We start from the raw sequence: 22757 nt of genomic DNA, 5'->3' as shown, positions 1-22757 counted from the left end.
AGGCGGACGGGAGCCGGCCGACCGGCCGGCTCCCGCTGCTCAGACGTACACCTTGGTCGTGTCGAAGTACTGGGTGGTGCCGGAGACCTTGCCGCGGGCGAAGGCCCAGTTCACCTGGCTGAAGGGCACCGCGGCGGTGAACGAGGAGTTCTTCCCCTCGGCCACGTAGGACCAGGTCGGCCACGAGCCGCCGTACGCGCCGCACCAGTAGGAGACGTCGTTACCCGTGTAGTTCCAGCCCATGCTGACCGCGTCGCCGACCTCACCGCCGTAGATGACGGCGAAGACGTGGTTGTTGTAGTAGCGGATGGCCGCCGTACGCCCCTGGTACGTCACGGACCGCTGGTTGGAGACCGCGACCTTGTAGTCACGCGCGGTTCCGCACCAGGTGTCCGCGGCCGCGGCCGGCGAGGCCGGGGCGACCAGAGCCGCGGTCGCCGCCAGTCCGGCGGCGCCCAGGCCGAGAATCCTGCGAATCATCTGTTTCCTTTCCGCACCCGTCGATAGGGGAATTGCTGTCTCAGTACTTCGGGCACAGGGCCGTCGCGCCACCGTTGTCGAGGTAGGCGTCGTACACCCAGCCGATGCTGGCGCCACCACTGGCCCGCACCCAGGTCCAGGTGTTTCCGTAGTCGTTCACGGTGTAGCAGTCGTACGTCACGTACGTGCCCGCCGGCAGGTAGGCGGTGACGCTGCATGCGCCGTACGGCCCGGTGTGCACGGCCGCCTCGGTGGTCGTGCGACCCGATCCGGTGTCCCATTTCTCGTGCGGCCAGTACGCGTTTCCGCAGGTCACCGCCGCTGCTCCGACGCCCTGCCGGGGTTTCGGGGCCGCCTGTGCCGGCGCGGCCACCGTGGTCACGGCGAGTCCGATTCCCGCCAACACGGCTGCCGACCTGAATGTGCCACCGATGGAATTCACTCCTGACCCCTTTCCTCCCGCACATCCATCCGCATGGGTTTGCGGTGTGGCATTGATGGTGGCAGTCAGTGAGGCGTGGGGACCCACATGTTGGACGTCCATGGACAACATTGGACGCCGACTGCGAAGATGCGGCGGTGAACGACAACTCCATCAATTCGTCGACGGGTGGGGAAGAACAGCATCTGTTGGCGGAGTTGAACCGGTTGCGCGTCCGCGCGGCACGTGCGCGAGGCAAGGCCCGGTTGTCGCTCCAGGATCTCGAATCCGCCACCGGCGTGCCCAAGAGCAGCCTCTCCAACTACCTCAACGGCCGCACGCCGATGCCGCTGGACGTCCTCGACCGGCTGCTGCTCGCGCTGGGCGTGTCCCCCGCCGAGGCCGGCGTCTGGGCGACCAGATGGGAGCGGATCACCGGCGACCGCCTGGTGACCGGGCCGGCGGAACCCGGCCACGCCGGCGACCGGGCCCCGGTGCGCCCCGGCCCACCCACCACGGTGCCCGCCCAACTCCCGCCCACCAGCGCCGCCTTCACCGCCCGCCGGGAGATCCTGGCGGCCCTCGACGGCCTGCTCCCCGAGGTGGACCACGAGCCGGGCGCACCGGTGATCGCGGTCGTCACGGGCACCGCCGGAGTGGGCAAGACGACGGTGGTCACCCGCTGGGCGCACGGCGTGCGCCGGCACTTCCCGGACGGGCAGCTACACGCCAACCTCAGAGGCTTCGATCCGGCCGGCACCCCGGTCGCGCCCGCCGAGGCGCTCCGCGACTTCCTGGACGCCTTCGAGGTGCCGCGCGAGCGAATCCCGGCGCACCTGGACGCCCAGGTCACGTTGTTCCGCACGCTGCTCACCGGCCGGCGGGTGCTCCTGGTGCTGGACAACGCCCGCGACGCCGACCAGGTCCGCCCGCTGCTGCCCGCCTCGGGAGGGTGCCTGGTGGTGGTGACCAGCCGTGGTCAGTTGCCCGGCCTGGTCGCCACCGAGGGCGCCCGCCCGCTCACCGTGGACCTGCTCACCGCCGCGGAGTCGAGGGCACTTCTCGCCCGCCGAATCGGCGTCCGACGGGTGGCGGACGAGCCGGCCGCGGTCGACGAGATCGTCGCGCGCTCCTCCGGGCTGCCCCTGGCCCTGGCGGTGGTCGCCGCCCGCGCCGCGACCCACCCGCGGTTCTCCCTGGCCACGGTCGCCCGGGAGTTGCGGGAGGCGCCCCGGCGGCTGGACCCGCTCGCCGGCGCCGATCCGGCCATCGACGTCCGTACGGTCTTCTCCTGGTCGTACCGGCAGGTCAGTCCGCCCGCCGCGCGGCTGTTCCGGCTGCTCGGGCTGATCGCCGGACCGGACATCGGCGTGCCGGCCGCCGCCAGCCTCACCGGCCTGCCGGAGCCCGAGGTCCGCCCGCTGCTGGCCGAACTGGTCCAGACCCACCTGGTCACCGAGCACCGCCCCGGGCGTTACACCTCCCACGACCTGCTGCACGCGTATGCCCGGGAACTGGCCGACGCGGACCCGGGGGCGCAGCGGCGCGCGGCCGTCCTGCGGGTGCTCGACCACTACCTGCACAGCGCGCACACCGCCGAACGACCGCTCCAACCACCCCGGGGGACGATCACGCTCGCGGAGCCGGCCCCGGGGGTGACACCCGAACGGCACGACGACCGGGCAGCGGCACTCGCCTGGTTCGCCGCCGAGCACACCGTGCTGGTCGCCGCGGTCGACCACGCCGCGGCCACCGGACACGACCGGCACGCCTGGCAGCTGGCCGCCGCCCTGGTGAGCTTCTTCGACCTGCGGGGGCACTGGCACGACTGGACAGCCACCCAACGCACCGCCCTGCGTTCGGCCCGCCGCCTCGCCGACCCGTCGGCCGAGGCGCACGCCCACCGGTTCCTCGGCGGCGCCGCCACCCGGCTGGGCCGGTTCCTCGACGCCCGGGTCCACCAGTTGCGGGCCCTGACGCTCTTCGAGGAGCTGGACGACACGGTGAACCAGGCGTTCACCCACCGCAGCCTGGGTTGGATCGCCGAGCGGCTCGGTGAGCACGCCACCGCGCTCCGGCACGACCTGCATGCCCTGGAGCTGTTCCGGCGGGTGGGGCATCGTGCCGGCGAGGCCATGACGCTGAACTCGGTCGGCTGGTGTCACGCCCAGTTGGGCGACCACCGCGCGGCCATCTCCCACTGCGAGCAGGCCCTGGCGCTGCTCGAACAGCTCGGCGACGTCGACGGCGTCGCCGTGACGCTGGACAGCCTGGGCTACGTGTACCGGCTGCTCGGTGCGCACGAGCGGTCCGCCGCGCTCTACCGGCGGGCCCGGGACCTGTTCCGGGAGCTGGCCGATCGGCACGGCGAGGCGGAGGCCGGCGCGAATCTCGGCGACGCCCTCCACGAGGCCGGCGACGATCAGGCAGCCGCCGAGGCGTGGCGCACCGCGCTCGGCATCTTCCACGACATCGGCGCTCCCCAGGCGGAGCAGGTGCGGGCCCGCCTGGACGAGCTGATCTGCGCCGGACTCGACCCGGACGCCCGGGGCGCGGGTCACCACTGATCCCGGTCGACCTCGGCGACCCGCACGGCCCGGACGGCGCCCGGCCGGCGCCCCGCCGACGACGCGACCCGGCGTGCCCAGCCCGACGCGGCGGAGAGCCGGCCGACGTGGCCGACCGGCTCTCCGTGCCCGCTCAGGCGGTCGGGTTGCCCGGCTGCCCGTAGGGCTGCTGCCCCGACTGGCCGACCTGGGACGGGTAGGGCGCGGACTGCGGTGGGGTCTGACCCGGGTAGCCCTGCGGTGGGGTCTGACCCGGGTAGCCCTGCGGCGCGGCCGGGTAGCCGTGCGGCGCCGGCTGGCCCTGGGCGGACGGGAAGCCGGCGGCCGGCTGGCCGTGCCCGGACGGCGGGAACATGCCCTGCTGCGGCGTGCCGGCGAACTGGTGCGCGGCGGCCTGCTCGCGGGCCTCCCGGCGGGCCTTCACCGCGCGCACGATCAGCAGGATCGGCAGGATGAAGACGTAGAAGAAGATCCGGTAGCTGCCACCGTCGAAGAGGAACAGCAGGTAGAAGCCGTACGCGAAGAACGCCAGGCCGACGATCACGTTGAGAACGCGCGACCCGGTCCCCTGCTCCTTGATGGCGACGCCGACGGCGACCATCGCGATGCCGCCGAGCAGCAACAACAGCGTGTAGATGAGAAAAAACATGGAGTTTCCTGTCAACAAGGTGAGTGTGCCGGCCCACCTTGTTGGAGCGCGATCATCCGCACTGTCCCGTTGCCTGTGGCAACCACCTCACTTGAGCTGCCCGGCGGTCAGGCCGGCCTGGATCTGCCGCTGGAAGGCCACGTAGACCACCAGCACCGGCAGCACCGCGATGGTGAGCCCGGCGAAGAGCTGGGCGTAGTCGCCGGCGTAGCCCTGGCTGACCGCCAGTGAGCTCAGCCCCTGGGCGAGCATCCGGTCCGGCCCGTCGCCGGGGATGAGCACCTGGGGCAGCAGGAACTGGTTCCAGTGGCTGAGGAAGTTGAAGATGCCGACACTGATCAGTCCCGGTCGCGCCATCGGCAGCATCACCCGGAAGAAGAGCCGGAAGTGGCCGCACCCGTCGATCATCGCGGCCTCCGCCACCGAGGTCGGCAGCGTCCGGAAGAAGGCGGTCAGGAAGAACACCGTGAACGGCAGCGAGTACGCCGTGTAGACCAGGATCAGGCCCGGCCAGGTGCCGAGCAGACCGACGCTGCGCACCACGAAGAAGAGCGGCACCAGCGCCAGGAACACCGGGAACATCATGCCGCCGACGAACAGGTAGTAGACCGCCTGACGGCCGCGGAACTCGTACCTGGCGAACACGTACGCGGCGGTGGCGCCGAGCAGCATGGTCAGGCTCAGCGAGCCGGCCACCACCACCAGGCTGTTGACGAAGAACCGGCCGATGTGGGCGGTGGTCCAGGCGCGGGCCCAGTTGTCGAACCGCAGCGCCTCCGGCAGGCCCCACGGGTCGGCGATGATCTCGCCGTTGCTCTTCAGCGAGCTGAGCAGCATCCAGGCCAGCGGCAGGATGGTCATGGCGGCCCAGAGCAGCAGGAAACCGTGCGAGAAGACGTTTGCCACGCCCGACTCGCGGCGCGGCGGACGGTCGGCCGGCACGGGCGTCTGCACTGTGGTCACGAGTACTCGATCCGATCACGCCGGGCGGTCCGCAGCGCCAGCACCGCCACCGAGAGGGTCAGGAAGAACATGGCCACACCGATCGCGGAGGCGTACCCGAACTTGTTCTCGCTGCCGAACGAGGTGTCGTACATCCGCAAACCGATCACGTCGGAGGAGAAGTTGGGCCCGCCGTTGGTCATGAGCTGCACCAGGATGAAGCCGTCCAGCGCGGCGATGGCCAGGTAGATCCAGGCCACCTGGATGGTGTCCCAGAGCAGCGGAATGGTGATCTTCCGCAGCATGGTGGCCCGGGACGCGCCGTCGAGCAGCACCGCCTCGTAGATGTCGCGCGGGATGGCCTGCATGGCGGCGCCGAACAGCACCACGTAGAACCCGACGTTGCTCCACACCATCACGGCCAGCACGCACCAGAACGCGAATCGCGGATCGCCCAGCCAGGCCGGCGTGGAGGTCAGCCCGATCGCGCGTAGCGCGCCGTTGAGCAGGCCGCTGGTCGGGCTGTAGATCTCCTTCCACAGCAACGCGATGATCACCACGGAGAGCACCTGCGGGAAGAAGTAGACCAGCCGGTAGAGCGCGGTGCCGCGTACCCCGGTGACGCCGGCGCGGCCCTTGCGACCGCCCATGGTGAGCATGCTGGCGAAGAAGAGACCCAGCGCGATAGTCACCACCGGCACCACCGCGAGCAGGATCGCGTTGTTCCGCAACGCGTTCCAGACGTACCCGTCGTGCAGCAGCGTGCGGAAGTTCGCCAGGCCGACCTGGTCGGCCTGCGCGGAGTAGCCCAGCCAGTCGGTGGTGGAGATCTGGAACGCCTGGAGGTACGGCGACAGCACGAAGATGCCGTACAGCGCCAGCGGTGGCAGCAGGAAGCTGAGGATCAGTGGGTATCGACCGTGTCGCATCCGACCGTCACGCGGCCCGCTTGTACTTCTTGACGGAGCTGTCCTGCGCGATCGAGTCGGCGCCCTTCTGGCACTGGTCGAGGAACTCCGCCGGGGAGATCCGGCCGCTGAAGAACTCGCCGCAGGCCGCGTCCACCAGGTTGCGTTCCAGCTTGCGGTAGTAGTTGTTGTAGACCCAGTTGAACCCGTTGGCGCCGGACGCGTCCAGCGCCTTGACCACGGTGGCCAGCCCGAACGGCAGCTCCACGCCGTCGGTGGCGCCGGCGACCACGGGCAGGCTGGCGACCTTCCTCGTGAAGTCCTGGGCGCCCTTGCGCGACAGCATGGTCCGGAAGTACTCCAGCCCGCCGGCCACGTTCTTCGCCTTCGCCGGCACCATGAACGGCTCGCCCGCGGTGCCCCGGATCGCCTCGAACGGCAGCTTGTCGCCGCTGCCCAGGCTCGGCGTCGGCGCGACAGTCATGTTGAAGCCGGCCGGGGTGACGTCCTTCTGCTCGCTCTCCAGCCAGGAGCCGCAGGAGATGAACGCGGCCTTGCCCTGGCACCAGGCGGTCTGCGACTGCTTGTGGTCCAGACCCGGGGAGCCGTCGAGGATGAACCTGTCCTTGACGATCTGGTGCCAGGCGTCGGCGGCGGTCCTCATCGCGTCCGACTTCCAAGCGTTGGGCTCCAGGTTGTCGATGGCGAGCGCCACGGACGGGCCACCCAGCTTGATCGCGGTGGAGATCAGCGGCCAGCTCATGTAGCGCGGGTGCAGGCCGGCGTACGTCCAGGGGGCGATGCCGGCGGCCTTGATCTGCCGGCAGAGCGCGATGTGTTCGTCCCAGGTCTTGGCGTAGCTCCAGCCGCGCTCGGCGAAGAGCTTGGTGGAGTGCCAGATGCCGTAGACCGTGTAGGTGTAGTTGAGCACCAGGAACCGGCCGTCGTAGGAGCCGACCTCGACGGTGCCGGGCAGCAGCGTGTCCTTGACCGTCTTGCCGGGCACGTCGAGGCTGGGCGCGGCGAGCAGCTCGCCGAGGTCGGCCAGCGCGTTCTGGGAGACCAGGCCGTTGAAGTCGATCTGCCCCGCGCCGGAGTTGTTCACCACGTCCGGCGGGCTGCCGTCGACGAAGCGCGGCTGGAGCGTCTTGCTGATCTCCTGGGTGGCCGAGTGCTTGACCTCCGCCTTCGGGTACTTCTCCTTGTACATCGCCTCGTGGGCCTTGGCGTACTCCTCGCCGAAGCCGCCGTTGAAGATCACCACCTCCAGCGGCGCGTCCTCGGCGACGCCGAGCGGGTTCTGCTCGCTCTTGGTGCCCTTGTACGCGCCCGCGTCGCCCTTGTCGTCGCCGCCGGAGGTGGCGCAGCCGGCGAGCAGGCCGGCGGCGGGAGTGGCCAGCAGACCGGCGGCGGCGCTGCGCCGGAGGATCTCACGCCTGTTCATCGCATCTCCTCGGTGATTCCGTCGCTTCTCTTCACGGGACACGTCTTCGTTGGAGAATTTCTACGCCCACCCGACGCGGACCACAAGACCTCATGACCGATCCGTTATCCGTCCCGGTCGGGGGCTGCTGGCATAGCCTGGTCCCATGCGCCGCCTGCGGCAGCTCGCCGAGCGCACGCCGCCGGGGCGGGAGCGCTACGTCGACCTGCTCCGGGCGCTGGCGATCACCATGGTCGTGCTCGGTCACTGGAGCGTGACCGCGATCGGGTACGACCACGGCCGCCCGGCCGGTCACTCGGCGCTGGCCGACCTGCCCTGGGCCTGGCCGCTGACCTGGCTGGCCCAGGTGATGCCGGTGTTCTTCCTGGTCGGCGGCTACGCCAACGCCGCCTCGCTGACCGCCCGCCGTGGCCGGGGCGGGACCGCGACCGGCTGGCTGGTCGACCGGAGCGCCCGGCTGGTCCGGCCGACCACCACGCTGCTGCTGGTGCTGGCCGCCGGCGCCGCGGTCGCCACGGCGCGCGGCGCCGACCCGGCGCAGGTCCGCACCGTGGTCTGGTTCGCCACCATCCCGCTCTGGTTCCTGGTCGCCTACTTCGTGGTGGTGACGCTGACCCCACCGATGGCGGCGCTGCACCGCCGGTTCGGGCTGGCCGTGCCGGTGGTGCTGGTCGCGCTCGTCGCGCTCGGCGACCTCGGGCGGCTCCTCGGCCCGGCCGGCCTGGCCGACGGCAACTACCTGTTCGGCTGGCTGGCGGTGCACCAGCTCGGCTTCGCCTGGTTCGACGCCCGGTCACCCGAGCAGCCCCGCCGGCGCCGGCTGCCGCTGTCCCGCCGGGCCGGGGCGGCTCTGCTGGTCGGTGGGCTGGTCGCGCTGGTGCTGCTGACCACCGTCGGGCCGTACCCGGTGGCGATGCTGCACGTGCCGGGCGAACGGCTGGACAACGCCGCGCCGCCGAGCCTGGCGCTGCTCGCCGCCGCCACCGCCCAGCTCGGGCTGATCCTGCTGCTGCGCCGCCCGGCCGGCCGCTGGCTGCGCCGGCCCGGCCCGTGGCGGGCGGCGATCGCGGTCAACGCGGTCGTGCTCACCGTCTTCCTGTGGCACCTGACCGCCGCGATCCTGCTGATCGGCCTGCTGGACGCGCTCGGTGTGCTGCCCACTCCCCGGGTCGGCTCGGCGGCCTGGTGGGCCTGGCGGGTGCCGTGGCTGCTCGCGCTGGCCGTGGTGCTGGCCGCGCTGGTCGCCGTGTTCGGTCCGGTCGAGGCCCGCACCCGCCGCCCGCCCCCGACCGGGCCGGCCGACGCCGGCGGCCGGCGGCTGCGCACCACGATGGCCGTCGCCGGGTACGCCGCGCTGGTCGCCGGCCTGCTGCTGAACAGCCTCGCGCCGAAGGCCGCGCCGGAGCCGCTCGGCCTGCCCGTCCCGGCGCTGGTGGCGTACCTGGCCGGGGCGGGTCTGCTGCGGCTGCTCAGGTCTGGGTGGGGAAGCCGAGGTTGACCCCGCCGTGGCGCGGGTCGAGCCAGCGGCTGGTGACCACCTTGCCCCGGGTGAAGAACGCCACCCCGTCGGCGCCGTGCGCGTGCAGGTCGCCGAAGAGCGACGCCTTCCACCCGCCGAAGGAGTAGTACGCCATCGGCACCGGGATCGGCACGTTGATGCCGACCATGCCGGCTTCCACCTCGTGCTGGTAGCGCCGCGCGGCGCCGCCGTCGTTGGTGAAGATCGCGGTGCCGTTGCCGTACGGGTTGGCGTTGACCAGCTCCACCGCGTCGTCGTACGAGCCGACCCGCAGCACGCTCAGCACCGGGCCGAAGATCTCGTCGGTGTAGACCGACATGTCCGGCGTGACGTGGTCGAACAGCGTCGGGCCGAGCCAGAAGCCGCCGGGGTCGCCGTCCGGCGTGACGTCCCGCCCGTCCACCACCGGCACCGCGCCCGCCGCGATCCCGGACTCCACGTAGCTGCGCACCCGGTCCGCGTGCGCGGCGGTGATCAGCGGCCCCATGTCGCAGCCGCGCCGGCCGTCCCCGGTGCGCAGCCGGCCGATCCGCGCGGCGATACGTTCCACCAGCGCGTCGGCCACCGGCTCCACCGCGACCAGCGCGGAGATCGCCATGCACCGCTCCCCCGCCGAGCCGAATCCGGCGTTGACCGCGGCGTCGGCGGCCAGGTCCAGGTCGGCGTCGGGAAGCACCACCATGTGGTTCTTCGCCCCGCCCAGCGCCTGCACCCGCTTGCCGGCCAGCGAGCCGCGCTGGTGCACGTACCGGGCCACCGGGGTGGAGCCGACGAACGACACGGCCCGGACGCCGGGGTGGTCCAGCAGCGCGTCGACCGCCTCCTTGTCGCCGTTGACCACGTTGAGCACGCCGTCGGGCAGGCCCGCCTCGGTGAACCACTCGGCCAGCAGCAGCGCCGCGCTCGGGTCCTTCTCGCTGGGCTTGAGCACCACCGCGTTGCCGCAGGCGATCGCCACCGGCACGAACCAGAGCGGCACCATCACCGGGAAGTTGAACGGGGAGACCACCGCGACCACGCCCAGCGGCTGCCGCAGGCTGTACGAGTCGACCTCGGTGGAGACGTTCTCGCTGAACCCGCCGCGCAGCGCCGAGGCGATGCCGCAGGCGTACTCGATCACCTCCAGGCCGCGCTGCACCTCGCCGGCGGCGTCCGCGAGCACCTTGCCGTGCTCGGCGGTGATCGCCTCGGCGAGCCGGTCCCGGCGGGCGTGCACCAGCTCCCGGACGGCGAACAGCACCGCCGTGCGCCGGGCCAGGGAGGCGTCCCGCCAGCCGCGGGCCGCGCGCTCGGCGGCCTCCACCGCGCCGGCCACGTCGGCGGCCCCGGCGAGCGCCACCCGACCGGTACGCCGGCCGGTGGCCGGGTCGAAGACGTCGGCGCGCCGCTCGGAGTCCCCGGTGGTCCGCTTGCCGTCGACGTAGTGCCCGATGAGGGTCATGCCGCCTCCTCGACGGACGAGCGGATGGCGTCGACCAGGATGGCCAGGCCCTCGCGGGCCTCGTCCTCGGTCAGCGTCAGCGGCGGGCCCATCCGCACCACGTTGCCGTACAGGCCGCCCTTGCCGACCAGCAGGCCGCCGGCACGGCACGCCTCGAAGACCCGGGCGGTCAGCTCCGGGTCCGGCTCGACGGTGCCGGGGCGGACGAACTCGACGGCCAGCATGAGGCCCTTGCCGCGGACCTCGGCGACCCGGTCCAGGCCGGCGGTGGCGGCCCGCAGGCCGTCGGCGAGGATCGCGCCGACCCGGGCCGCGTTGGCCTGGAGGTCGTGGTCGAGCAGGTAGTCGAGCACCGCGTTGCCGGCGGCGGTGGAGACCGGGTTGCCGCCGAACGTGGAGAAGCTGATCGCCGGCACCGCCTCCAGCACCTCGGCCCGACCCACCACCCCGGCCAGCGCGAAGCCGTTGCCGATGCCCTTGGCGAAGGTGAGCAGGTCCGGCGTGACGCCGTGCGCCTGGTAGCCCCAGAAGTGCTCGCCGGTGCGCCCCCAGCCGGTCTGCACCTCGTCGCTGATCAGCAGGATGCCGTGCTCGTCGAGCACCTTCCGCCAGGCCGCGAACAGCCCGTCCGGGCCGTACGTGAAGCCGCCGACGCCCTGGATCGGCTCGGCGATCAGGCAGGCCACGTCGCCGGCGGTCTGGGTGGCGAGCACCTCGCGCAGGTCCTCGACCGCGGCGTCGACCCGGTCGGCGGCGTCGAGCCGGGCCAACAGGCCACGCAGCCGCTCACCGGAGTGCAGCCAGGCCACCTGCAACGGGTTGAGCGCGCTGGCCGTCCAGCCGCGGTTGCCGGTGACGCCCATGGTCGCGTACGACCGGCCGTGGTAGCTGTTGCGCACCGCGAGGATCTGGTGTGAGCGGCGGTGGTTGGTGGCGACCAGCAGCGCCGCCTCGTTCGCCTCGGTGCCGGAGTTGGTGAAGAAGACACGGGCGTCCGGGATGCCGGAGAGCCGGGCGATCTTCTCGGCCAGTTCGACCTGCTGGCGGATCAGGTAGAGCGTGGAGCTGTGCACCAGGCCGGTGCGCAGTTGCCGGTCCACCGCGTCGCGGATCTCCGGGATGTCGTAGCCGATCATGTTGGTCAGCACGCCGCCGAAGAAGTCCAGGTAGCTGCGGCCGGCCGCGTCGGTGACCCGGCGGCCGGAGCCGGCGACCAGTTCGAGTGGTTCGGCGTAGTAGAGCGGCATCCAGGACGGGAGCACGGCCCGGTGCCGGGCCAGCAGGTCGTCGGTCATCGGCGCACCCTTCAGCGGCGGTCTGGTTCCCGCACGCTGCCACCGCGCCGGGGTCGGGACAACTGTCACTGTGTCGCGCGGCGACCCCGCCCACCTGACACCACGTACCCCATGGCGGGGGCCGGTGCGCGGCGAACCGCCGCGCACCGGCCACTTGCCGGGTGGTCAGTTGACGAAGACCGCCGGGCTGCCGGTCTTGCTGGTGTCCCGCACCGGCGAGTAGGTCGCGGTGAAGTACGCGGTGCCGAAGCAGAGCGACGGGCCGGAGAACTTGGTCAGGGTCTGGTTGGTGAACGCGATCGAGTTGGTGGCGTTGGCCGCCACGCCGGTGAGCGTGTTGGTGCTGGTCCGGTAGACGCAGGTGATCGGGCCGAGCAGCGAGTTCAGCACCACGGTGCTCTGGATCGGCGCGGCCGAGGTGCCGGAGATGGTCACCACGCCGCCGCTGGTGACCGACGTGGTGTACGGCAGGTTGTTGACGGTCACGCTCTGCACGCCGGTGGTGCCGATGATGTTGCTGGTGCAGCTCGTGAACGACTGCGCGGTGAGGCTCTCGGTGGCGGTGCCGGGAGCGGTCGGGTTGCTCAGCACCTTGGCGCTGAACGTGGACGCGGCGCACTTGACGCCGGTGGTGCCGCTGGCCGAGGAGTAGAACGTCGCGCTGGTGCCGGTCTTCAGGCTGGCCTGGATGACGTCGTTGACCGACACGGCGGTGCCGGCCGCGGTCGGGTAGGTCAGCACGGCGCTGGCCAGCGAGGTGGAGGGGGCGGCGGTGGCGGGGGTGGCGCCGACCAGACCGGTCAGCAGCGCCAGGGCGGCGAGGCCCGCGCCGATGCGTCCGTACCTGGGCATGGTGGTTCCTTCCGGCGGTGGGACGGGGGTGGTGGTGGAGCCGGACGGCGATAATGACGGCCGTTCGAGCCCTTCCGTGGTGATCACCAATGGTGACGGGCTGTGAACTGAGCGTGTCGAAAGTTATAAACCTCAGAGGGTCGTAAAGTCAACGCATCACGGAAGGCCGATATCTTGACCATGCAGAGCCCGCCCCCGCCGGCGCCGCTGCCCGGCGCCCGGCACGGCCGCGACCCGGACCGCGCCATCAAGCGCGGACCCCGGCGGGTACCGGCCGAGGAGGTGGCGGCGACCCAGCGCGACCGCCTCTTCGACGGGCTGGTCCGCGAGGTCGCCACCCGGGGGTACGACAACGCCCGGGTCACCGACATCTGCCATGCGGCAGGCGTCACCCGGCCGGCCTTCTACGCCCTGTTCAGCGGCAAGCAGGACGCGTTCCTCGCCACCTACCGGCACGGCATCGCGGTGGTCTCACAACTCATGGAGGCCGCCTACGCCGGGGCCGGACCGGCCTGGCCGGACGCCGCCCGGGCCGCGTTGCGCACCCTGCTCGACGTGCTGGCCAGCGTGCCCGCGTTCGCCCGGATGGCACTGGTCGAGGTGGACGCCGCCGGCCCGGACGCCCGCCGGGAACGCGACGCGCTGCTGCACAGCTTCCGCCGGTTCTTCGCCGACGCCGGGCCGGGGCCGGCGCTCACCGGGGTGGACCGCGACGTGCTGGTGTCCACCGTGGTCGGCGGCATCCACGCCACCATCCGCGCCCGGGTGGCGCAGGGGCGGGCCGAGGAGCTGCCGCTGCTGCTGCCGGTGCTCACGTACGCGGCCACCGCGCCGTTCCTCGGCCCCGAGGGCGCGCGCCGGGCCACCCGGCACGCCGGGCCGGACGACGGGCCGAGCACGACCGCGCCGTGCGCGGCCGACTGACGGTCCAGTGAAAAACCGCTGCGGTTTTTCACTTTGGCCACAATTGGCACATGCCGCCGAACTCCCTGTTGACCGCCACTTTACCCAGCGGTAACTTCGGCCTGCGCCCCTGGCGCGAAATCCTGCGAATCCAATTCAGATCGTCGCACATGAATTGATCTCGAAAGGAAGCCGCCATGTCGGAGCAGACCGCACCGATCGAGCCCGCCCCGCCGAGCAGCGGCGTACGCTGGCGCCGCTTCGCCGTCACGCTCGGCGCCGTCGCGGCCGGCGCCGCCGGCATGGTCGTGCTGACCGCGCAGGGCGTGCTCGGCGCGCAGTTCGCCATCTCCGGCATGCCGTTCACCGTCACCGCCGACAAACTCGAAGGCACCGGCTTCGAGCAGTTCGCCACGCTCGACCAGATGATCCCGGACAGCCCCAACCAGGGCGACACCGGCGGCCAGGTGGTGGTGATCGTGTCGGCCATCGACAAGGCCGAGCTGACCAACCTCTGCCAGAACATCAGCCTGGGCGGGATCAACCTGCGGATCACCGCGGGCGGCTCCGGCAAGCCGGTCACCGCCCGCACGCTGGTCGTCGACGGCGACGAGGTCGCCGGCAACGCCTCGTTCCGCAACATCAACGTCGGGCAGGACGCCAGCACCGTCGACCAGGTTCCCGGCGTGAAGGGCAACCCCGGCGTCTTCGCCCAGCAGGCCGACTCGGTGACCATCACCAACCTGCGGCAGAACAACTACGCCACCACCGCCGCGGTCTTCACGCTGCCCAACCTGCACATGGGCTTCAGCTCCGACGGGTGCTGACGATGACCGTCGGACAGCACGCGGCGCCGGACGCCCGCCCCGGCGGGCGCTGGCGCCGCTGGCGGCGGGCCCGGCCGTTCGTCGCCGGCCTACTCATCGCGCTCGGCGGCGTCGAGATGCTGGTGACGCTGCGCGCGCCGCTCGGGGTGCTGCTGCACGTCGGGCCGCAGGGACTGGCCGCCTACCTGGTCCCGGCGATCCTCGTGCTCTGCGGCGCGCTGCTGATCGCCACCCCGCAGCAACGCGTCTTCTACGCGCTGCTGTCGCTGCTGCTCGGGCTGGTCTCCTGGCTCACCTCGAACCTCGGCGGGTTCGTCATCGGCATGCTGCTGGCGCTGGTCGGTGGCGCACTCGCGTTCGCCTGGACCCCGGACAAACAGCGGGCCGGCAGCGTCGCGCCGACACCGCCCGCGCCACGGGAGCCGGCCGACGACACCCCGGAACCGACGGAGGTCATCCCGCTGGACCGGGGCTGACCGTGCCGCGCGACGGTCGAGACGGGCCGGGCCACGCTCAGGCGACCGCCTGGTACAACACCCGCATGGACCGGATGGCGGACCGGACCTCCTGGAGGATCGCGGAGGTCGCCGGCGGCGGCACCCAGGGATCGGCGCCGCTGTCGAAGCCCACCGTCTCCACCCGGCAGCCGTACCGCAGGCCGAGCAGCCGGACGGCGTCGCAGTGCTGGAACGGTACGAAGATGTCGGTCGTGACCACCAGCAGTCGCGCGCCGACCGACGCCGGCCGCACCAGCTCCGCCCAGCCGACCAACGTGTCCGCCGTGTTGGCCCGCTCGCCCGCCCGGGTCGACGGTGCGGCCAGCACGTGCACCGGCGGATCCACGTCCCGATGGGACCGGACCCACCAGGGCTGACCGGCCCCGGTCGTGCCGGAGCGCCGCTCGGTGGCGGGCGCCGCGCCGAAGGCGTGCCGCAGCGCCTCGTCGACCGCGTCGCCCTCGGTCGCGACGGCGCCCAGCCCGAGCCCGGCGGCGATCACGTTCTGCTCCGGAATCGGCCGCAGGCTGCCCAGCCCCGCGACCGAGCCGGCGCGCACCCCCCGGCGCAGGATCGCGGCGGCCAGATGCGCACGGGCCATCATGGTGCGGACGCCGCCGCCGAGCACCAGGACGTGGTCGAACCACAGGCTCCTCGGCATCACGCGGCCGGCCAGCCCCAACGACCTCGCCGCCGACCGGATGCGCGCGTCGGTGCCAGCGGCGAAGCTCTCCCCCACCGCCTGGTGGCGCTCCAGCCCCTTCCGGTAGTCCCACCGGGCGGAGAACTCCGCCAGCGCGTCCAGACGGTCGCCGAGCGGACCGACCGGCCGGGGCCCACCGCCGAACTCGGCCAGCAGTGCGGTCATCGCCGGCGAGTCCACCCAGGAGGCGATCCCCTCGGCGATGCCGGCCCGGTCCGCTGGCGCCGGCCCGGCGACGGACCCGTCCGCGCGGCCGGCCGGCGGCCCGGTGGTGGGCAACGGCACCGCGGCGAAGACCGCCGCCGTCACGCGGCCAGGCTCCCGGCCAACGCCCGGTGCAACCGCTGCATCGACAGGATCCCGGAGCGGATCTCCTGGAGGTAGCGGTCGGGATTGGTGGCACCCGGCGCGAGCGGCACCGAGGACCGCGCCGGGTCGAAGCCGATCGTGTCGATCCCGCAGCCGTGGCGCGCCGCCAGCATGCGGATCGCGTCGCTGTGCTGGAACGGCACGTAGATCGGGGAGGTGACGACGAGAATCCGGTCCGTCGGCCGGAGACTGGAGCGCCGGGCCCAGAAATCGTACGTGTCGGGGGTGTTGGCGCGACGCAGCTCGGGCTCGCTGGACGGCGCGGCGAGCACCTGCACCGGCGGGCCGCCGACCGGCCGGTACGTGCGCACCTGCCAGGACCGGTGCGTCACCGCCCCCTCGGAGGACTCACACCGCGCCGGCTCGGCGAGCCCGAACGCGTGGCGCGCACCGACGTCCATCGCGTCCATCTCGAACCGACCGTCGGCCAGGCCGGGCAGCGTGGTCTCCGGCTCGGTCAGCGGTCGGAAGCTGCCGAGCGCCGCCACCTCGCCGACCGAGACGACGCCCTCGCGGACGAGCCGGGCGGCGTACTCGGTGCGTTGCAGGCAGGCCCGCCCGAGGCCACCCAGGACGAGCAGGTGGTCGTACGCCGCGCGGGGCGGTTCGGCCGGCTCGACGAGACGCAGTGCGGTCGCCGCGGCGAGCACGAGCGCGGCCCGGGCCGGCTCGAACGTCGGCGCCGTCACCTGGTCCCGCTCGACGTTGCCCCGCTTGCGGAAGTTCCAGTGCCGGTCGGAGAACGCGTCGAGCCACTCCAGCAGCTCGCCGACGCCGGCCGAGGGCAGGACGCCGTCGTACTCCTCGACCAGCGCACGCATCGGCGGCGACGAGACCCAGGCGAGGATCTCCTCGGCCGCCGCCTGCGGACGGAAGTTCGGCTCGCAAGTCGGAAGGGCGACAGCGTCGAAACTGACCATGTTTCTCCTTCGCGGAACTCGTGACGGACGGGCCGAGGAGTCGCGACCGCGTCTCGCACTCTAGACGACAATGACGTCCGTCGGTCGATGGCACTCCCCGCGCCGCACCTTGCATCATGGCCGGTCAACGCGGATTCGACGGCTCCACGGATCGCACGTGACCGGTCCGGCGCGACCGTTTCCACGACACTCGCCGGGATCGGTCGGTGGCGGCCCGGCCGGTCCTCTCCGCACTCGTGGCGGCCCGCCCGCTCGGTCGATCAGTAAGGCGGATCACCCGTTCATAGGATCGACAGGCGTACGGCCCCGGGCCGAATCTCGACCGATGCCGAACGCTTCCTTTTCCACGCCGGAACGGATCGCGGAGGAACTCGCGAGGTTGAACTACCTGGCCGCTCCCGGGCTCGCCGCGGCGGTCTTCCTCGCGATGAAACTCAGGTTGCCGCTGTTCCTCGAGGGCGACCCGGGCGTGGGAAAGACGGTGCTGGCCAGAAAGATCGGCGAGATGCTCGGCGTCGCACCGATCCGGTTGCAGTGCCACAGCGGCATCGACCGTTCCCAGGCGCTATACGAGTGGGACTTCACCCGTCAACTGCTGCATCTGCGCGGCACGCCGGACGGTGAATCGATCTACCGCCGGGAGTTCCTGATCGCCCGGCCGATTCTGCGGGCCGTGGAGGAACGTCCGTCGGTGTTGCTCATCGACGAGATCGACCGGGCCGACGACGAGTTCGAGGCATTCCTGCTGGAGGTCCTCGAAGGCGACACCCTCAGCATTCCCGACTATCAGACGATCACCATCGACGAGCCGCCGTTCGTGGTCCTCACCTCCAACGGCACCCGCGAGGTGCACGGCGCGCTCAAACGGCGGTGCGTCTACCACTGGGTCGACCATCCGACCGAACAGGACGAGGCGGAGATCATCCGGCGCAACGTGCCGGAGGTGGCCGGCACGCCGTTGGCCGCGCAGATCGCGACCGCCATGACCAGACTGCGGCAACTGTCGCTGGTCCGTCCGCCCGGAGTCGCCGAGTCGATCGCCTTCGCCCGCGCCGCCGCGGCACTCGGCCGTCACACCGTCGCCGAGGCCGCCGACGACGCGCTCGGGGTGCTGGTGAAGCAGCGCGAGGACCAGGAGGCCGTTCGCGACGTCCTGCGCGCGGGAGCCCCGTGACGTCGGACGACGACCCGGTCCGCGACCTGGTCGGGTTCGCCCGGCGGCTCCGCGCCGACGGACTCCGCGTCGAGGTGACGCGGGTGGCCACCGCGATGCGCGCGCTCGGCGCGTACGAGCGGCTCGACCGGGACGCCGTCTACTGGGCGACCCGGCTGACGTTGTGCTCGCGCCACGAGGACCTGCCCGTCTTCGACGCCGCGTTCGCCGCCTGGTTCGGGCCGGCCGCGTCCACCGGGGCAGGTGACTCCGCGCTGCCCGGCCCCGCGCCGGTGCGCGCGGCGACGGTCGAGGAGCCGGGTCGGGACGACACCGCCGAGCCGGGATCGGCCCGTTCCCGGGCCGGTTCCACCGAACGGTTGGCGACCGCCCCACCGTGGACGTCGAGCGCCGCCGACCGCACCGAACTGGAGTCCTTCGTCGAGGCGTTCACCAGGGCGGTCCCGCTGCGCCGCACGATGCGCCACACGTCCGGCGGCCGGCGGCACGTCGACGTGTCCCGCACCGCGCGGACGATGATGCGCACCGCGGGTGAGCCGACCCGGCTGTGGTACCGCCGTCGTCTCCACGCGCGACGTCGCCTGGTCCTGCTGCTCGACCTCAGCTACTCGATGCGGGCGTACCGGGGTCTGCTGCTGCGGTTCGGGTACGCGGCGGTCGCCGCCGCACCGCTGACGACCGAGGTGTTCACCATCGGCACCCGGCTCGACCGGATCACCCGGGAGCTGCGGTCCCGCGACCCGCAGACGGCGATGCGCGCGCTGGCCGCCCGCCGCACGGACTGGGACGCCGGGACCCGGCTCGGGAGCGCCGTCACCGCCTTCGGCCGGGTCTGGGGCGGCCACCGCGTCGTGCGGTCGGCGCATCTGGTGATCGTCTCCGACGGGTGGGAGCTGGCCGATCCGGCGCCCCTGGTGGCACAGGTCAGCCGGCTGTCCCGGCTGGCCCACGCGGTGATCTGGGGACACCCGAAGGCCGGCGGGCCCGGGTTCACCCCGTACGCGCCGGCGCTGGTGGGCAGCCTGCCGTACGTCCAACTGGTCGCCACGCCCGACGCGGCGGCCCTGCGCACCCTCGCCGGCGTGCTGGCCTGTCCGACCTGCGGGCCGCGCTGCCGCCGTCATCGCGACCACCGGAAGTGGGGTGTCCCGACGTGACCCAGGCCCTCGCCGACGCGGTACGCCGCGCCCTGGCCCGCGACACCATGCTGCGGCTCGCCCACGACGCCGAGCAGGCGTTGGTCATCGTGCGGAAGGACGATCACAAGGCCCGGGTGTTCGACAACGAGGAGGCGTTGCTCCGGATCGCGGTCGAGCGGTACCTGGTCGAGGCGACCACCCGCCGCGAATGGGCGGGACAGGTCGACCACGACTGGTCCTTCCGCAGCGACGGCAACGCCAACGCCGCCACCATCCTGCGGTTCTGCGCCTACCTGGGCCATCCGCTGCGCTCGACGCCCGCCGTCGAGGAGCTGTACGAGACGGCGCTCGCCGAGATCCGTCCGGACGACGGGCCGGTACGCGACAGGTGGACCGAGGTCACGGTGACCTACCGGCTGATCCGCAGCCTCCGGGCGTCGGGGCGGCCCGCGGACGCGCTGGCCCTGGCGGCGACCCTGGACCGCGAGTTCTTCTTCGCCAGTGGCGCGGAGCCACGCGCCGGCGACGTCGACTTCGAGACCGGCGCGTGCCTGCTGGAGCTGGGCCAGGCCGCCGAGGTGCACAGCGCGCTCGGCGAGTTGGCCCAGACCTACTGGGAGTCGACCGAGGCCAGCTCCTACTCGACCCGGCACCGCTACGGCTTCGTCCTGGCGCTGGCCGACCAGGCGGCCGGCCACACCGGGGAGGCCGTCACGCGGATGACGGCGGCGCTGGCGCATCTGGCGGAGTTCCGGATCGCCGACCCCCAGCACGACGTCTACGAGTTGTCGCTGACGCTCACGCTGGCCGAGCTGCTCGCGCTGACCGAGCCCGGGAACGACCGCGCGGTCCTGCTCGCGGCGCGGGCCCTGGCGGTCGCCGAGGGGATCCGGAGCCGGTGGGGGGTGATCTCCCGGGCGCGTACGCCGTTGTCGACGGCGTTCCGCCGGGTCTACGGCGACATCGCGCTGCTGGCCGCGGCCCTGCGGGGTCCCGGAGCCGCCGAGCTGGGACTGCGCATGTGTCTGGCGGCCAAGCAGACCGGGCTGGCCGCGCAGATGCGGGCCGAGGTGTCGTTGCTGCCCAACCAGCTCCAAGGCCTGATCGACGACGTGCTCAAGGTCGAACGGGATGATCCGCTCGACCACGGGACGGATGCCCGTGCGGCGGAGGACCAACGGGAGGAGCAGAACCGGGAGATCAGCACCCTGCACCGGCGGATCGAGAAGCGGGTGAACCCGATCTTCGCGGAGATGACGCTGCCCACCCCGACGGACCTGACCACCCTGCGCCACGCGTTGGGCGACAGGTACGCGCTCGACTTCGCCGCCCTGCCGGACAGCCTCGCCACGGGGACGAACTGGTTCCGCGCGCTCGTCACACCGGGCGGCGGTGTCCTCTTCGAACGGTTCACCCCGGGTGAGCAGCTCGCCGCCTACGTCGCCGGTCGGCGGGTCCGGAACCCGGAGGGGTCGATCGACCTCGACCTGGGTGACCCGGACTGGCACCGGCTGGCCCTCGACCTGCTTCCCGCCGAGCTGCGCGGCCGGCTCGACGCGGCGACCGGGGACCCGCTGGAGCTGGTGATCTCGGCGCACCAGGAGCTGTGCCTGGTGCCCTGGGCGGCGCTGGTGCTCGACACCGGGGGCACCCGGCTGGTGGGCCGGGCCGTGCTCACCCACACGCCGGTGCTGACCTGTCTGTCCGACTCGCCGCCCCCGGTGGTCACCGGCCCGGCGCTGGTCCGGCTGGTGCCGTTGGCCCACGGCGGCCCGTCGGACGAACTGGAACGGAGAGCCTGGACCCTGAGCCGGGGAGACGTCCCGCTGAGCCGCTGCCCGTTCGACGAACAGGAACCCACGGTGCACCCGTCCCCGCGGATCAGCGTGGCCCTTCGGCAGGAAACCGAGTGTGGACTGCTCCACGTCAAGGCGCACGGCACCGGCCACGGCCTCGGGCAGCACCTCGTTCTCCCGGAGGAGACCGACACCGACGCGCAGTTGTCCGCCGCGTACGCGTTGGCCCTGCGCTGGCCGGCGTCGACGCTGATGGTGTCCTGTCAGGTCGGCGCGGTGACGAACGTGGCGGACATCGAGCCGGTCGGCCTCGTGGTGGCGGTGCTGACGGGTGGGGGACGGTCCGTCGCGGCTGCGATCGAGGAGGTGGCGAAACTCCCGGCCAGCCGGATGGCCGCGCATCTCGTGGGGCTCGTCCGGCGGTCCGGGATCCGCCTCGACCACGCGCTCCGGCTCGCCCAACTGCACTACCTGCGGTCGGGCGAGCCGGTGGCCAACTGGGCGTTGTTCAACGCCTACGTCAGATAGGGCGGGTCCGGTTCACCGGCCGGCCCAGCACGGCCGACACCCGCTCGGCCCGGCCCGGCTCGTCGGCGTACTTGTCGAGGATGAACCAGCGCGCGCGCCACGCGCGGTAGCCGGGCCGGCCGCCGAACGCGACGCGACACTCCTCGACGCCGTCGAAGAAGTTGGGCATGATCGAGCCGCCGAACCCGCGCAGGTTGCTGCGCTGCGTCTCCCGGCCCTTCGAGTCGGTGATCGTCTCCGTCAACCAGGCGGACAGGGCTTCCACGGCGTCGTCGTCGAGCACCTCGTGCGCCAGGCACGGCGCGAAGGACAGCGTGCTGGGCAGCCGGTGGCCCGGCATCAGCAGCCCGGCGGCCAACCGGATCTGCACCACGGCGAGCCGGAGGCCGCGCCGCAGCTCCTGCGGCTGACCCCCGCTGGTGAGGATCGGCTTCTCGATCTTGGAGTAGGCGTGGTCGAAGCGCGCCGCCAGGGCCTTCCGGCTGTCGTCCCAGGAGTCGTCGTCGCCGAGCGGGAAGTAGCCGAGCCGCTGCATCTCCGGGTACAACCCCAGCATCAGCAGGATGGCCCGGGCGGTCATGATCCCCGGGTTGACGAAGCTGGTGGGCATCGCCAGCCGCTCCTTCGTCGGCTCGTCGACGAAGCCGTGCTCCGCGACGCGCTCGGCCGCCGTGAGCGCCTCCTCGCCCCGGACGGCGCCCTTCGACAGATCACTGAAGATCATCTGAATGCGTTCCTCGCGGCGCTGCCGATCCGCGTCGTCACCCTCGACCGCGAACTCCTCCGCCCACCGGTCGATGACCCGCTCCGCGATCCGGCACGCGGTCCCGGTCTCGGCCAGCACCAACTGGAGCAGCATCTCGTCGTAGTGCAGCTCGAAACCGCCGAACGGAGAGGGGACGTTCTTCGGATCCCGGTGGTAGGAGAGATGGCTGGCGTGGCGCTCGCGTGCCTTCTGGTGGGCGTCCTGCGCACGGTCGTAGGACGCCTGCGTGTCCTCCTTCGACTCGGCGAGCGCCAGCGAACGGAACGCGCCCAACGCCCGCGGGGCGAACTCCGGCCACGGCAGGTCACGGGCGGCGTTCGCGATCCGCAGGATCCACTCGTGATTACCGTCCCGGTCGCCGTCGCTCCCGCGCCGGTTCGGAATCCGCTCCAGGGCCGACCAGGTCGCCTCGTACATCAGCCAGCCCATCAGCGGCAACAGTTCGGCGACGTCGTCGGGCGGCAACTGGGTGCGCGGGTCACGGTCGTAGGCCACCACGTCGGCCTCGATGGCGGCCACCAGGTCGTCGTCGCAGGTGATCTCGCCTCGGCGCAGGGCCAGGCAGAGTTCCTCGAGGCGCTCGGCGCTCATCACGGTCATGGATCCTCCTGCGGTCG

20 protein-coding genes are annotated in these 22757 nt (G+C 72.3%); 8 read left to right on the top strand and 12 right to left on the bottom strand.

The window, feature by feature from the left end:
• Positions 1 to 39: 39 nt before the first annotated feature.
• Together VKK44_RS07885 and VKK44_RS07880 are read right to left on the bottom strand one after the other, a co-directional pair.
• Entirely contained in the window at positions 40 to 480 is a 441-nt protein-coding gene (locus tag VKK44_RS07885) for a hypothetical protein (RefSeq protein ID WP_343446183.1), read from the bottom strand.
• A gap of 40 nt (positions 481 to 520) precedes the next feature.
• Entirely contained in the window at positions 521 to 796 is a 276-nt protein-coding gene (locus VKK44_RS07880) for an SH3 domain-containing protein (RefSeq protein WP_343446182.1), read from the bottom strand.
• Between the two features lie 263 nt (positions 797 to 1059).
• Between VKK44_RS07880 and VKK44_RS07875 the strand changes: the two genes are divergently transcribed.
• Positions 1060 to 3468, top strand: coding sequence for a tetratricopeptide repeat protein (locus VKK44_RS07875; protein WP_343446181.1), 2409 nt, complete (start codon positions 1060 to 1062; stop codon positions 3466 to 3468).
• Between the two features lie 133 nt (positions 3469 to 3601).
• Here the strand turns inward: VKK44_RS07875 and VKK44_RS07870 are convergent, their stop codons facing one another.
• The 4 genes from VKK44_RS07870 to ngcE all read right to left on the bottom strand — a co-directional run bounded on the left by VKK44_RS07870 (position 3602) and on the right by ngcE (position 7411).
• Positions 3602 to 4117 (bottom strand): hypothetical protein, encoded by a 516-nt coding sequence (locus VKK44_RS07870; RefSeq protein WP_343446180.1) that lies wholly within the window; start codon positions 4115 to 4117, stop codon positions 3602 to 3604.
• 87 nt (positions 4118 to 4204) lie between these two features.
• Positions 4205 to 5080 (bottom strand): carbohydrate ABC transporter permease, encoded by an 876-nt coding sequence (locus VKK44_RS07865; RefSeq protein ID WP_458351618.1) that lies wholly within the window; start codon positions 5078 to 5080, stop codon positions 4205 to 4207.
• Complete coding sequence (locus tag VKK44_RS07860; protein ID WP_343446179.1) at positions 5077 to 5988, bottom strand: carbohydrate ABC transporter permease; 912 nt, start codon at positions 5986 to 5988, stop codon at positions 5077 to 5079. Before VKK44_RS07860 ends, VKK44_RS07865 begins: the two co-directional genes overlap by 4 nt.
• Before the next feature lie 7 nt (positions 5989 to 5995).
• Entirely contained in the window at positions 5996 to 7411 is a 1416-nt protein-coding gene (gene ngcE, locus VKK44_RS07855) for an N-acetylglucosamine/diacetylchitobiose ABC transporter substrate-binding protein (protein ID WP_343446178.1), read from the bottom strand.
• A gap of 145 nt (positions 7412 to 7556) precedes the next feature.
• On the opposite strand from ngcE, the gene VKK44_RS07850 reads away from it, so the two are divergent.
• On the top strand, positions 7557 to 8909 hold the full coding sequence (locus tag VKK44_RS07850) for an acyltransferase family protein (protein WP_343446177.1): 1353 nt from the start codon (positions 7557 to 7559) through the stop codon (positions 8907 to 8909).
• On the opposite strand, the gene VKK44_RS07845 is transcribed toward VKK44_RS07850, so the two are convergent.
• The 3 genes from VKK44_RS07845 to VKK44_RS07835 form a co-directional block, all read right to left on the bottom strand.
• Entirely contained in the window at positions 8881 to 10371 is a 1491-nt protein-coding gene (locus VKK44_RS07845) for a CoA-acylating methylmalonate-semialdehyde dehydrogenase (protein WP_343446176.1), read from the bottom strand. The genes VKK44_RS07850 and VKK44_RS07845 overlap by 29 nt on opposite strands.
• Entirely contained in the window at positions 10368 to 11666 is a 1299-nt protein-coding gene (locus tag VKK44_RS07840) for an aspartate aminotransferase family protein (protein WP_343446175.1), read from the bottom strand. Before VKK44_RS07840 ends, VKK44_RS07845 begins: the two co-directional genes overlap by 4 nt.
• A 165-nt stretch (positions 11667 to 11831) precedes the next feature.
• Complete coding sequence (locus VKK44_RS07835; RefSeq protein WP_343446174.1) at positions 11832 to 12518, bottom strand: Tat pathway signal sequence domain protein; 687 nt, start codon at positions 12516 to 12518, stop codon at positions 11832 to 11834.
• Between the two features lie 180 nt (positions 12519 to 12698).
• On the opposite strand from VKK44_RS07835, the gene VKK44_RS07830 reads away from it, so the two are divergent.
• The 3 genes from VKK44_RS07830 to VKK44_RS07820 all read left to right on the top strand — a co-directional run bounded on the left by VKK44_RS07830 (position 12699) and on the right by VKK44_RS07820 (position 14724).
• A complete protein-coding gene (locus tag VKK44_RS07830) occupies positions 12699 to 13442 on the top strand; it encodes a TetR/AcrR family transcriptional regulator (RefSeq protein WP_343446173.1) in 744 nt (247 codons plus the stop codon).
• 176 nt (positions 13443 to 13618) lie between these two features.
• On the top strand, positions 13619 to 14248 hold the full coding sequence (locus tag VKK44_RS07825; RefSeq protein ID WP_343446172.1) for a DUF6230 family protein: 630 nt from the start codon (positions 13619 to 13621) through the stop codon (positions 14246 to 14248).
• Between the two features lie 2 nt (positions 14249 to 14250).
• A complete protein-coding gene (locus VKK44_RS07820) occupies positions 14251 to 14724 on the top strand; it encodes a DUF6114 domain-containing protein (RefSeq protein ID WP_343446171.1) in 474 nt (157 codons plus the stop codon).
• A gap of 37 nt (positions 14725 to 14761) precedes the next feature.
• On the opposite strand, the gene VKK44_RS07815 is transcribed toward VKK44_RS07820, so the two are convergent.
• The gene (locus tag VKK44_RS07815; protein ID WP_343446170.1) at positions 14762 to 15757 is read right to left on the bottom strand and encodes a hypothetical protein; all 996 of its coding nucleotides are present in this window, start codon (positions 15755 to 15757) and stop codon (positions 14762 to 14764) included.
• Positions 15754 to 16737 (bottom strand): hypothetical protein, encoded by a 984-nt coding sequence (locus VKK44_RS07810; protein ID WP_343446168.1) that lies wholly within the window; start codon positions 16735 to 16737, stop codon positions 15754 to 15756. Before VKK44_RS07810 ends, VKK44_RS07815 begins: the two co-directional genes overlap by 4 nt.
• Positions 16738 to 16894: 157 nt before the next feature.
• Between VKK44_RS07810 and VKK44_RS07805 the strand changes: the two genes are divergently transcribed.
• From VKK44_RS07805 to VKK44_RS07795, 3 genes are read left to right on the top strand one after another with little or no spacing between them, the layout of a single operon-like run.
• Complete coding sequence (locus VKK44_RS07805) at positions 16895 to 17911, top strand: AAA family ATPase (RefSeq protein ID WP_343446167.1); 1017 nt, start codon at positions 16895 to 16897, stop codon at positions 17909 to 17911.
• Entirely contained in the window at positions 17908 to 19068 is a 1161-nt protein-coding gene (locus VKK44_RS07800; protein WP_343446166.1) for a vWA domain-containing protein, read from the top strand. Before VKK44_RS07805 ends, VKK44_RS07800 begins: the two co-directional genes overlap by 4 nt.
• Positions 19065 to 21374, top strand: a complete 2310-nt coding sequence (locus tag VKK44_RS07795) for a hypothetical protein (RefSeq protein WP_343446165.1) — start codon at positions 19065 to 19067, stop codon at positions 21372 to 21374. The genes VKK44_RS07800 and VKK44_RS07795 overlap by 4 nt, the downstream gene beginning before the upstream one ends.
• Here the strand turns inward: VKK44_RS07795 and VKK44_RS07790 are convergent.
• Positions 21367 to 22740, bottom strand: coding sequence for a hypothetical protein (locus VKK44_RS07790; protein WP_343446164.1), 1374 nt, complete (start codon positions 22738 to 22740; stop codon positions 21367 to 21369). The two genes, VKK44_RS07795 and VKK44_RS07790, sit on opposite strands and share 8 nt — an antisense overlap.
• Positions 22741 to 22757: the final 17 nt, after the last annotated feature.

The organism is Micromonospora sp. DSM 45708, from assembly GCF_039566955.1.
Lineage (GTDB): Bacteria > Actinomycetota > Actinomycetes > Mycobacteriales > Micromonosporaceae > Micromonospora.
Note: the sequence above shows the minus strand (reverse complement) of the source record. Positions and strands in the feature narration are given on the sequence as shown.